This is a genomic window from Candidatus Bathyarchaeota archaeon, from assembly GCA_026014725.1.
Lineage (GTDB): Archaea > Thermoproteota > Bathyarchaeia > Bathyarchaeales > Bathycorpusculaceae > Bathycorpusculum.
Window position 1 is genome coordinate 23,408 of sequence record JAOZHV010000033.1, and the last position, 11,747, is coordinate 35,154.

11 protein-coding genes and 1 pseudogene are annotated in these 11,747 nt (G+C 41.2%); 9 read left to right on the top strand and 3 right to left on the bottom strand.

Annotation, left to right across the window (positions count from 1 at the left end):
* Positions 1-8 precede the first annotated feature (8 nt).
* The 7 genes and pseudogenes from NWE95_07145 to NWE95_07175 all read left to right on the top strand — a co-directional run bounded on the left by NWE95_07145 (position 9) and on the right by NWE95_07175 (position 8,048).
* A pseudogene (locus NWE95_07145) lies at positions 9-584 on the top strand (hypothetical protein).
* A gap of 280 nt (positions 585-864) precedes the next feature.
* Positions 865-1,059, top strand: coding sequence for a hypothetical protein (locus tag NWE95_07150; GenBank protein MCW4003670.1), 195 nt, complete (start codon positions 865-867; stop codon positions 1,057-1,059).
* Between the two features lie 303 nt (positions 1,060-1,362).
* Positions 1,363-3,174: an asparagine synthase (glutamine-hydrolyzing) gene (gene asnB / locus NWE95_07155; protein ID MCW4003671.1), complete on the top strand. Its 1,812-nt coding sequence runs from the start codon at positions 1,363-1,365 to the stop codon at positions 3,172-3,174.
* A 30-nt stretch (positions 3,175-3,204) separates the two neighbouring features.
* Positions 3,205-4,257, top strand: coding sequence for a hypothetical protein (locus NWE95_07160; protein MCW4003672.1), 1,053 nt, complete (start codon positions 3,205-3,207; stop codon positions 4,255-4,257).
* A gap of 56 nt (positions 4,258-4,313) precedes the next feature.
* Complete coding sequence (locus NWE95_07165; protein ID MCW4003673.1) at positions 4,314-5,318, top strand: SDR family oxidoreductase; 1,005 nt, start codon at positions 4,314-4,316, stop codon at positions 5,316-5,318.
* A 50-nt stretch (positions 5,319-5,368) separates the two neighbouring features.
* On the top strand, positions 5,369-7,063 hold the full coding sequence (locus tag NWE95_07170) for a nitroreductase family protein (GenBank protein MCW4003674.1): 1,695 nt from the start codon (positions 5,369-5,371) through the stop codon (positions 7,061-7,063).
* Positions 7,064-7,331: 268 nt separating this feature from the next.
* Positions 7,332-8,048 carry a hypothetical protein gene (locus NWE95_07175; protein MCW4003675.1) on the top strand — a complete coding sequence of 239 codons (717 nt, stop codon included), beginning with the start codon at positions 7,332-7,334 and terminating at the stop codon, positions 8,046-8,048.
* Here NWE95_07175 and NWE95_07180 read toward each other — a convergent pair.
* Complete coding sequence (locus NWE95_07180) at positions 8,045-8,404, bottom strand: hypothetical protein (GenBank protein ID MCW4003676.1); 360 nt, start codon at positions 8,402-8,404, stop codon at positions 8,045-8,047. The two genes, NWE95_07175 and NWE95_07180, sit on opposite strands and share 4 nt — an antisense overlap.
* A gap of 171 nt (positions 8,405-8,575) precedes the next feature.
* On the opposite strand from NWE95_07180, the gene NWE95_07185 reads away from it, so the two are divergent.
* On the top strand, positions 8,576-9,739 hold the full coding sequence (locus NWE95_07185; GenBank protein ID MCW4003677.1) for a right-handed parallel beta-helix repeat-containing protein: 1,164 nt from the start codon (positions 8,576-8,578) through the stop codon (positions 9,737-9,739).
* 414 nt (positions 9,740-10,153) lie between these two features.
* Here the strand turns inward: NWE95_07185 and NWE95_07190 are convergent, their stop codons facing one another.
* Positions 10,154-10,360: a transposase gene (locus NWE95_07190; GenBank protein MCW4003678.1), complete on the bottom strand. Its 207-nt coding sequence runs from the start codon at positions 10,358-10,360 to the stop codon at positions 10,154-10,156.
* Positions 10,335-10,526: a hypothetical protein gene (locus NWE95_07195; GenBank protein MCW4003679.1), complete on the bottom strand. Its 192-nt coding sequence runs from the start codon at positions 10,524-10,526 to the stop codon at positions 10,335-10,337. The genes NWE95_07190 and NWE95_07195 overlap by 26 nt, the downstream gene beginning before the upstream one ends.
* A 373-nt stretch (positions 10,527-10,899) precedes the next feature.
* Here NWE95_07195 and NWE95_07200 point away from each other — a divergent pair.
* A partial coding sequence (locus tag NWE95_07200) for a hypothetical protein (protein MCW4003680.1) occupies positions 10,900-11,747 on the top strand: 848 nt, incomplete at its 3' end.

Genomic DNA, 11,747 nt, shown 5'->3' on the forward strand with positions numbered 1-11,747 from the left:
AAACAAATCCACAGTTTATTTGTTTATCCTTGAGAAATATTGATACAGGAAATTCACATTATATTTTTTCGTGCTTTAACACATTTGCATCAATGGTGAAGCTTGTTAAGCGATTAAGTCCTTATGCAAAGATAGTTGTTGGCGGGGCAGGATTTTCGTTATTCGGAAAAGAGATTATGACGAATTTGCCGGAAATCGACTATGGTATTTTTATTGAAAGCGAGGAGTCGTTTCCCAGACTTTTAAAAAGTTATAATTACCCTGAGCGCGTTAAAGGCATATTCTTTCGAAAGGATTGTCAAATATTCTTTACAGGAAGAAGTAAACCAGTAGATTTCGAGCGACTGCCTGCGCCACCAAGAGCGTTACCCGAAATAGATTTAAAAAGTTACAGTAGCGTCGCTCATTCTATTGGAGTTCAAACCAAACGAGACTGTGCCTTTGAATGTGCATACTGCACTTATCCTTATATTCAAGGAAAGAATTTGCGGTTGCGATCGCCAAAGCACGTTGTCGATGAGATAGAAAACGTGGTAAACGTGTACGATGTAACGGCTTTGTTTTTTTGTAGACACTATTTTTAATTTTCCGCTGGATAATGCCTGAAGAATTTGTGAAGAACTAATCAAAAGAAAGGTAAATATCGAATGGCGTGCGTCGTTCAGAGAGGATTTTGTCAATAAGAAATTTATTACAGCGGCAAGAAATTCTGGGTGTAATGTCTTTGAATTCTCTTCGGATGAGGGCTCGGAGAAAGCGCTTGGAATTCTCCGTAAGGGATGGGAATAGTGAATAATAATAAGAGCATATGATGCAATCAACGCTGTGGACGGGGTCAAATTTAGCTGCAATTTAATGTGCAACATGCCGGCTGAAATTTCAGAAACTGTTATGGGCTTTCATCAGTTCTTGTTTAGAACTACTGGAAAATACTTGAAAAAACTCGAAGGAATCGACATCACCAACATTCGTATATACCCAAATACGCGAATTCATCAAATTGCCCTAAAGGATGGAAATCAACAAAACAACGAACTTGTTAGCGCCCATCTTCTATGATCCGCCACACCTTTTAACACTGCTTATATCGCTGTAAGACCGTTTCTGCTACTAGAAAAATTCACTTGGAATCTTGTTTCAAATTATCGCAATGCAGCATATCTCTTTACAAGCAATCGATTGGCGCAATTCACCTCTGAATCTAGATAATGTGGAAGCATCTGTTAAGAAACTTCAGTAGTTAAAGACCTATAGATTGGCAGAGGGAAAGTTGCAAATACAATTATTTACCTAAGTGAAAAAAGAAACCAAATTTGCGGCAAAAACTAGGAGTGAATAATTATAGCAGGAATCTGCGCTATCTTGGGGTCTGATGCAAACAGAAATATAAAAATAATCTGTGAAAGCCTTAGACATAGAGGTCCAGACGATAGCGGATATTACTTTAACGAAAACGTTGCTCTGGGGCACCAAGCTCTAAAACTAAGTGCTGCTCCAAGCAACCATCAACCACTCACCAACGAAGACAACAAAATCTGGATCACGTTCGATGGTGAAATCTACAACAAAGGACAGCTTATAGAGCAACTAGAAAAAAAACATGCATTCAGGACAAATTCTAGCGCAGAAGTTGTAGTTCACTCCTATGAGGAGAATGGGCCAGATTGTGTTAACCTGTTTAATGGACTGTTTGCCTTTTGCCTCTGGGATCCTACAAACAAGCAGTTGTTCTGCGCCAGAGACAGACTGGGTGAGAAACCACTTTATTATAGCAATTTCCAAGGTCAGCTTATTTTCGCATCGGAGATACAAGGCATACTGGCGTATCCGCTGTTTTCAAGAAAACCCAATGATCATTTCATATATCAGTATATGCTAACAGGCTATCCTAAGAGAAACGGGGATACTTTTTTTGCGGGAATCAAGGAAATACTGCCTGGCCACTTCATGGTGGCTAGCAGAAATGGGTTTTCTGTCAGCAAATATTGGCATCCATTAAAGCAATTGAAATCCAATACCATTAAAGATGACAGCTCTTATGCATCTGAATTTCAACAGCTATTAAAAAACGCGGTAGGCATTAGGCTCCCACCAGAATCTCCGGTTGGGACACTTCTTAGTGGCGGGCTTGATTCAACATCCCTTGTTTTTATAATCGACCAACTTCTGAAGCAGGAAAGCGAATTAAAAGCTCAAAATAGAAAATCGCAAGAACTGTTTTCTGCTATTTATGAAAGTTCGACGGAACAAGGTGACGAAAGGTCCTACATCCGAGGAGTTGGAAATGTTTTAGAAACGGAGATTAACTACGTTTATCCCTCTGTTTCGGGGTATTGGAATGAAATCAAGAGATTCATATTTCGCATTGAAGAGCCAGTAGCCGTCTTTAACTATTACGTCTTTTGGTGTCTTTTTCAAGCTGCAAGACAGAAAGTGAGTTTCGTTTTCAGTGGTCAAGGAGCCGATGCGCTTCTCGGAGGGCAATCTAATCATACTCTAAAGTACTTAGAAGAGCTTTGGGCGCGCAAAAATTTCAGTCAACTCACAAAAGAACTAGCGAGTGACACAAGACGGATTTTATCCATGTTAGCTTGGTCAACTTTTTTCGGTCGCGGAGCTGAATCAAAGAGAAAGGCACTGCTTGCACCAAAGTTTGTTGAAGCTCATCGTAATGAATCGCTTTTAAATGAAACTTCCTCTCTTGAGAGCGCTCTTCTTAATGACGTTACGCAACATTCTGTCGAATATCTTCGTGTTGATGATAGAGCTTCTTCTGCTTTCTCTATTGAGTGTATTCATCCTTTTCTCGACCACAGACTTGTTGAATTCGCCTTCTCACTTCCCGCTAACCAAAAAATTAGAAATGGCTTGACAAAATATGTACTTAGAAAAGCTATGAAAGGTTTAATTCCAGAAGCTATCCGTTTGAATAAAAAGAAGTTGGGCACACCAATACCCCAGCAACGCTGGATGAGGGAGCTACAGCAGTATATCACGAACCTTATAGCGTCTGATAAATTCAAAGAAAGAGGATATTTTGATCAGTCTGCAGTTTTGTATATCTTCAACCGTTACTGCGAAGGGAAGTTTAACCGTGTGGAGCATCATTATTACACGAATATACTTTGGCGAATTGTTAACTTGGAACTTTGGTTTGAAATTTTTTTTAAATGAGCGTTACACATAGAGGACGAGGTGCTTCAAATGGCAAAGGACATAATATCTATAGAGAAAGTGTTGAATTCGAGATGCTCCAGTGACTTGGAGACTGTTTCAGAAAAACTTCATTGGGGCACTATGACTGATCAGTTACCTCCACAATCCGTAATTGATCAAGTGTTTGAATGTTGCAAGGTGCCTCGATTTTCAAATGGAGACCTCATCCAATGGTGGAAAGATGGATATTTATATACTGGATTTAAGCTGGTCGAAGGTTCGGATATGGCGCGTTTGCTTAACATTGAAAGCGGCATGCAGCAACAAGCAGTATATTTAGCCTGTTCTGCAATGGGCTTAGGGACGTGCATACTCAATCAAGGTGTAAACGGAACAGTGTACGGAGAGAAAATTGCCACTGGTAGGCATATGCTCCGGGTATTATCTAGCAACTTCGAATTTCGGAAATTTTCGGAAAAAGCTCCTGGACCACAAAAACCATTTGTGGCTGGTATCAATATTAATGTCCCATTAAGAGATGGAAATGTGGAATGCTTGCCAGAATTGCCGCGTCTTACAACATCCAACAAGATGGGTCGTAAGGTCACAGAGCCTGATGTTTCGCAGCTCTTATGGGCTGCAAAGGGCAGAACGCCCCACCTCATACGTTTGCACAAGTGGAAAACAATGTGGGGATTAACAATTCCAACATGGACCGGCGGTCAAGATTATACAAGCGTCTACTTGGTAGTAGCGGATAAACTATATCGTTACGTTAACTGGACGAAAGATTTTACCTTACTGGGTAAATTGTTGGGAGAAAAACTCAAATGGACAAGGGGAAATCCAACTCATGACATAAAACTATTGCGAAAGATTAACATTAGCGACCAAATAAATGGTTTTGAGAAAGCGATAATTTTAAGCCAAAATGAAAAAACCTGTAGGGCTCTCTGGGAGGTTGGATACATGCTAGAAAACTTGTTTCTGCAAGCTAAGAGCTTAGCTATTTCCTATGACTCAAAGATTTTTACCAGTCAGGAAACCTTGCAACTTGCCCATAAAGGTGTTCCCGGTTCTGTTGCCGCACTTCTTATATAGAAAAATCGGATTAAATTGTCGACTATCTGAAAAGATTTGGTAAGTGAATATTCTTCATGTCGAACAAATACAAGAGCGCTCTCGTGACTGGGGGAGCAGGTTTCATTGGAAGTCACATTGCCGATAGACTTATGAAAAAGGGGTTTGATGTAACAGTTCTCGATAACCTTGACACAGGGCACGTAGAGAACCTTGAATCTCATAAAAACAATGGGAATTTTCATTTCGTGAAAGGAGACATTCGAGATTTAGAATTAGTTAGAAAAACCTTGAGAAATATAGATGTTGTTTTTCATGAAGCGGCACTGGCAAGCGTAACTCTTTCAGTACAAAATCCTATTCTCTCGAATGACATAAACGTAACAGGAACACTGAATCTGCTGAAGGCTTCATCAGATTTAGGCGTCAAACGGTTCATATATGCCTCTTCAGCCGCCGTTTATGGAGACACAAAAACCCCTGAAAAGAGAGAAGACCTAAGTACTAACCCAAAATCACCCTATGGAATTTCCAAAGTTGCTGCAGAGCACTATGCAAAAATCTTCTACAAACTCTACGGTCTTGAAACTGTCTCATTGCGTTACTTCAACGTGTATGGACCAAGACAACGCTTTGACCTTGACTGCGCCTACGGAGGCGTAATAACGATTTTCATAAACAGACTGCTGAGAAATATGTCTCCCGTAATATTTGGGGACGGAGAACAAACAAGAGACTTTATTTACATAAGCGATGTTGTCGAAGCAAATATGTTAGCACTAGACAGCAAAGATGCTGCTGCAGAAGTTTTCAATATAGGCACAGGCTTAGGTGTCAGTGTGAATCAAATTGCTGAAATACTCAAGAATATTATGAATAAGCATGAAGTGGCGAATATATATAAGGATCCACGACCGGCCGATGGTCGGCATGGTTATGCCAACATAAGCAAAGCCGCTAAGATTTTGGGTTTCACTCCAAGGACATCCATTACAGATGGTTTAGTGAAACTTACTGACTGGTACAAAAGTTTGCCCCAATTTCGAAGAAAGCATGGAAAAAAATGTATGTTGGAAAAGTAGATATCAAGCGATGTGCAGTAATCTCGCTATGAGATTTTGAGGTAGAAAGAATGAATAAAAGCCGTTCATTTATTGTATGCGCATTGCTGGCTTTATTTGCTCTAAGTTTGACCTTGATTGGTCAAAGCTTTGCCCAAATCCAAATGACGGAAAAAGAATCTAAAGGTTTACTGAGAATGCCTCTTGAAATGATTATCAGTCGTAGAACCTCAATTCGTAATTTCAGTTTAGCTGTCCCTGTAACATGGGAACTGGCTTCAGAAGTTCTTTGGGCTGCCTGTGGTTATTCTGGGGCGGGCAGGACTACGCCAACTTTGGCAGGGCATCCTATAATAGTTTATTATTGCAATCAAACAGCAACCTACAAATTTGTTCCAGAAACTCGTGATTTAATTCTCTGGAAAAAAGGCGACTTTAGAGAGCTTGGATGGGGCTATAGCGCCCCAGTGCAACTATACGTTGTGCTTGACACAGAAGCCTCTCCTGATATCATCTGGGGGAACGCCGAGTCAGGATTCGTTATTCAGAACATTTACCTCATGGCCAATGCTCTAAACCTCGGAACGGTTTGCCAATACGTAAGTGCTGATGGGCAAACTATTATTCATGAAGGGTTAGATTTGCCTGAGACCGAATTGGTTTTGTACAAAATGCCGTTAGGATTTCCTTCTCCTCCTTACAATGATTACAAACATCTGAATCTGACAGTTTGCCCTTCCTCACCAGAGCTAACTGAAATTCAAGAAAGTAATATGTCATTTGAGAAAGCTTTGGATTCAGTTTTTTCGTCAAATAACTGGAGCGAAGTCCCTATAACCAAAAAAGAACTCTCACAAATTCTTTGGGCAAGCTATGGGTACTCCTACTACGAAGATGCTTCAGTGGATCCTTCAAAGAGACATAGAACAGTTCCATCATCTCATTCTTCTTATCCCATGAAGATATTCGCAGCTAACTCTTCAGGAGTTTACCAGTACTTACCTGAACAGCATACTTTAACAACTATCGTAACTGGAGATAGGCTACAGAGCATCGCACAAGCTAGTGGCAACACCTGGGCATCTTCGGCTCCACTAATAATCGCAGTAGTCTACAACGGAAGCTCAAAACCTTCATTTGGGGAATATGTTGAAATCGGATTAATAACTCAAAATGTTTACTTGGAAAGCGCTGCTTGGGGTATACTAACTGATTGGGGTAAAGCGGACACGAATGAAAATGCTGTGCTAACCTCTTTAGGATTAAGTGGACAAGCAAATTTGCATCCACTTTCCATCATAACATTAGGCCACATTGCCGATGGTTCTCCGCCTGTGATTTCTAATCTCATACAGGAACCGGCGTCCCCTAATGTGCCTCCATATCAGAGCGTTGTAATTAAAGTCAACGTGACTGACGTAGGTTCCTCAGTGCGCAATGTAACCCTTACTTATAGTATAAACAACGGAGCGATATGGCTATCTTTAAATATGGTTGAGGTTGCGCTCTCCATTTATGAGGCAACGATTCCTGGGTATGCTAACGGCACATGGGTAAAGTACAAAATAATTGCGTACGACAATACTGGAAATCAAGCGATAGGCGACAGTCATGAATATTGCTATAGTTCCCAAGCTATACCGGAATTATTTAGCTGGGGTTCAATAATCTTCCTTATATGCATTATGACTTTAACTGTAATTGCAGCTAAACGTAGGCTCAAAAAGTCCTGCGCAAATGAGGCGTCAATTCTCGCGAGGGATTAGGTTTGTGTCATCAATTGTTAGGCATCGTATCGGGAAAGGATGCAAATTATCTTCTTGATGTTGAAGTATTTATCCGATGCCGAAAAGTCTTAATAATGTTTATGCAACAGTTTGTGCAAATAAAGCATTCAAAGTAATTTCTCAATTAATATTTGTACCTAAAAGCTATGCACAGATAAGTGCCTGCACATTTATTCCGCCGAAAGGTTTTTGTCAGGCATCCCCATCTAAGAACAATTCAACCTTAAAAGATGGTGCACATAATCATATGAACTCGGGACTCAAATACAACGAATTAGCCGAGGAAATCAGAACTTTGGGTCTGAGGAATGGCGCTGATTTAGTGGGCTTTGTCTCCGCTGAAATTATGGAGTTAGGTTCGCCAATAGGGCACAAACCTTCTGCCATGATGCCGCATGCTAAAAGCGTTATTGTATTGGCTTGCGGAAAAAAACTGAATGAAGACCGAACATACTTCTATAGGTGGGGACCGCACTATAGTCTAACATATATTCGTTTGAAAGATGAAGTCAAACAGAAAAGACAAGAAGCTCGTCGCTGCATCGAAAAGGTAAAGAACCTCTTAGTAGAGCGAAATTTTCGAGTAGCTACTGAGCCACATGGTTGGTCAGGTATTTTATCATTCAAAATGGCTTGTTATCTATCAGGTATAGGCGTGTTTGGAAGGGGTGATTTTCTCGTCAATCCGCAACTTGGCCCAATAAATGTTCTTGCTTGCGTTGTAACCGATGCTACTTTGAGTTGCGGCACTCCATTGGAAGTAGATGTCTGCAAAGATTGCCTTATATGCGTACAAGCTTGCAAATATGGTGCATTTAAGAAAGTACGCAACCATTTCAGGTGGGTTCCTGAAAAATGTCGATCATATGACCTGATCATGAACCCTGTGACTCTAAAATGGACCTATGGTCCCTGTAACTCTAAATGCGTTAATGCATGTCCTATCGGACGCTCTTCCAGTTAGCCCTTAAGTTCTCCTGCATATCGGAGGTTCAGGTGACCGCCAAACATGTTTATCATTATTTCTGCTAAGAGGACCCGATAAAGATGTTTCTGCCCTTCTTCGTCACTGACCAAAACAATGTCTTCGGATACAGCCTGAGTTGACACACGCTCCATCCATTCTCCAGCGTTTTGCGTCATAAGCTTTGCCAAATAGCTAACTTTAAGCCCTTCCCAGGTTAGATTGCCGTTCCTCCATTGTTCAAGATCGGATTGGTCGGGCACAACCACGTCGTTTCCGTGGTTCGCAATCACGTAATAGGGCTTCATTTTTCCTTTGTTCTCATCAAAAAATGATACTTTTGCTGTGTATAGCATCTTTATTCTCCATAGGATTCATCTTTTGGGATTGAGAAGCATGACCTTTCTGTCTCATGCAGACTTATCCATTATTAAATTATGTCGAGCATGGAATATATGCTTTATTAGAGAGAAAAAGAAGGTTCATATAATAGAATTATCAGAAAATTGCTGGAGAGGGACAGATACATGAATAGAAAGGTGATGTCGCTTTTTTTCTGCATAACACTGCTTTTTCTGCCAGCAATAGGTCGATTTGACGCAAAAGCAGGTTCAACGATAATAAAGGTTCCAGAAAATTATCCTACAATACAAGCTGCAATAAATCAAGCACAACCAGGAGATACCATTCAAGTTTCCTCTGGAACCTATTATGAAAATCTCTATATCAACAAAACCTTAACGCTCATAGGAGCCGAAAAGTCCAGCACCTTGATAGTTGGAACTGGACATGCAAACTCGGTTGTCCAAGTAAACTTCACCACAGTAAGCATCAGCGGGTTTACGATAACTAATGGGACATATGGAATAATGCTAGAAACATGCACTAAGAGCACAATAAAGGATAACAATATAAACGGCTATTCAGATGGACTATGGCTGTTCCATTCTGACAACAACACAATTACTGACAATTTGATTTTTAATTGCGGTTACTGTGGGCTCGTTCTTTGCGGTCACTCTAGCAGCAATATAGTCGAAGGTAATACAATAAGAGATAATAATCAAGGAATACGCTTGACAGGCGTGGCAAATCTAATTTATCATAATAACTTCGTAAACAACTCAAACCAGATAGTGATTGTGGATTCTTTCAAAAACACTTGGAACAACGACTTTGAGGGCAACTACTGGAGCAATTTGCTTGACAAAGACGAAAATCAAGATGGAATAAGAGATGTTCCTTACGTCATGGACGGTAACAACCAAGATAATTACCCTCTAATGGGGGTGTTTACTCAACTCCAAGTCACTAAAGATGGACAAAACTATTCCGTTACCATAATCAGTAACTCTACAATAACCAACTTGTACTTTGACAATTCAATATGCCTTGATGTCCTGGAACTGGCGAACAACAATACTGGGTTCTGTAGAATAACTCTCCTGCGTATTTTCTTAAATAGTGACGAAAAGATACACATAAATGGCTTACTACCCATAATCAGCAACGAATTGCCTACTTCGAATTCTACACACGTTTGCCTTTATTTTGCGTACATTCACCCAACTGCCATGACAGTTATAGCACCTGAAGCTCTGGTGCTGATCGGTATTGCAGTAATAATCTCTGTTGTAGTTGCAGTGATTGTGGCGAGAAAAGTCAGATCGGGTAGAAAATACATAAAATGAAATAATTCACACATTAAGATCCATTAAAAGGACGATTGAGAGCAGTTTTTGGTTCTTTTTACGCGTAAATTTATGGAACAATCATTTGTATATTTGAAAATTAGTTTTTGCAGCATTCAGTAGAAGGGTTTGCACAATTCGTCTTCGGTTACTTTTTGGTGTCTGATTCTTCTGACAACTACCTATAGATTATCAGAAAAATCGCAAAAAACTGCCAAAAATAGAATAACGCACACACCTATTTAGTAAAATGAAGCATTTGCTCAATTCATTTTTTATAGGTTTGCCTGCTGAATAGGTTGCTGAGTAGTCTGGGATTACGACCGTTTATACCATTGGTTTGGTGTCTTGCTGACGCCATGACCGATTATTGTTGGGATAGTCCCAGTACTTGATAGCGTTTTTCCCTCGGAGTTAACTGCACTCGATTTTGAGCGTTTTGCCTCTTCTCCGTGGGTTATCGGTGATTATTGCCACGGCACCGATGTCTCTGATGGCTTTAAATTTTCGCTTCGAGTTGTAGCCTGCGTCAGCCAGAATGTACTCTGCCTCCAAGTCCTCGATGAACTGGGGAAGAAACGGCGAGTCATAACAGTTACCCGTCGTCACTGTAGCATTCAAAGGCAAACCAGCTTGGTTTACGACTGCGTGCGCCTGCAGTGCAGCCTTTGAATGGGCCTCTGCTGGTGACGCCCCAGCGGGCTTTCATGTCATAGAGGTCAACCAGCGGCGTAGAATTAGCAATCAAGCGCGTCGTCGGCATCATCAGTTCAAGCATTTTCGCCATCTTCTTTAAGGTTTCTTCAAGCAGGTTCAGGTAACGCCGTCACCGCCGTCCAACCGTTGTCCTGTCAGGCACGCTGCACAGCCCTAAGGTTTTGGCGAGCAACCGCATGCTTTCTGAAGTGCGCCACTATGCGTGTATCGTTTTTCAATCCCCTTCAGCTTGGAGTAGACGAGAACCCTGAACGCTTTGAGCTACCCATATCCCGGGTTTCAGCGTCTTTTAGGCTCTGCTGAAACGACTGCCTTGTTGACGACAAGCCTGACCACTTCACAGGCTTCCATGAAAAAAAGCGCATCAACAGAACTTAAATTGTGCAACCCCTTCAGTAAAATAAATAAGCACATAAGACTGATATGAGTGTAGAGAGAATAGTATGAAGGCAATAAATACAACTATCATGATAGCGTTGCTTTTAGCCGTTCCACTCGTCCTTTCTTTGCCACCTAGTGAAGCCGCTGAAGAAACCCTTCTTTGGCAAGGTACAGCATATAGCGATACTGGTGCACCAGTTACAACTCCAACTTTGGAGTTTGGCCAATCATATCGTATTGTTGTTCATTACCGTTTCTGGTATAATCAAGCAGGCATGGTTCAAGCAGATGCCCAATATTACACAACTGACACTGCTGGTTCCAATATTACAAACTGGACTAACTATTTCCCAGCACCTGATGGGCACTCTTTTCTGCAAATTAACGGTGGAGATGTAAACTGGGGCCCCTTTAGCAATAGCGATATGAATCACACGTATTCAATTACTTACATTGGAACTGGGGCGCCGATTACTTTCCAAATAGTTGACTGGATTGACCACGATTACTCAAACAACTGGAGCCATCTCGACATCACCATCTATAGAGATACCTCAGCAGCTAAATTTCCAGTTGATTTCATGGCTGTCAACGGCGTGTTGTCTTCTGATTACTATACGTTGTATCCTTATGAGACTAATGCGGACTTGAAGATTGGCTTCAGCAAGTATGGCGAGTTGATTAACAGTGACGCTAATGTTGGCTTGGAGTACGGTGCGGTTGATCCTTTTGCGCCTCCTGCGGGTTCCGGCACGACGACTCAAGTTCCGAAGCGCATGTGGGTTCAAGGTTGGTTCTTGAACATAACCTATTATCATAGGACGTTGGGCTGGAGGAACGTTTGGGCTATGGCCATTCACAGCGACAGCGTTGTGTATGGTAACGACTGGATCCGTGTGGACTTTACTGA

Coding starts and splice junctions, on each gene's coding strand:
- NWE95_07150 (MCW4003670.1), top strand. CDS start 865: ATGCCGGCTGAAATTTCAGAAACTGTTATGGGCTTTCATCAGTTCTTG.
- NWE95_07160 (MCW4003672.1), top strand. CDS start 3,205: ATGGCAAAGGACATAATATCTATAGAGAAAGTGTTGAATTCGAGATGC.
- NWE95_07165 (MCW4003673.1), top strand. CDS start 4,314: ATGTCGAACAAATACAAGAGCGCTCTCGTGACTGGGGGAGCAGGTTTC.
- NWE95_07170 (MCW4003674.1), top strand. CDS start 5,369: ATGAATAAAAGCCGTTCATTTATTGTATGCGCATTGCTGGCTTTATTT.
- NWE95_07175 (MCW4003675.1), top strand. CDS start 7,332: ATGAACTCGGGACTCAAATACAACGAATTAGCCGAGGAAATCAGAACT.
- NWE95_07180 (MCW4003676.1), bottom strand. CDS start 8,404: ATGCTATACACAGCAAAAGTATCATTTTTTGATGAGAACAAAGGAAAA.
- NWE95_07185 (MCW4003677.1), top strand. CDS start 8,576: ATGAATAGAAAGGTGATGTCGCTTTTTTTCTGCATAACACTGCTTTTT.
- NWE95_07195 (MCW4003679.1), bottom strand. CDS start 10,526: ATGGCGAAAATGCTTGAACTGATGATGCCGACGACGCGCTTGATTGCT.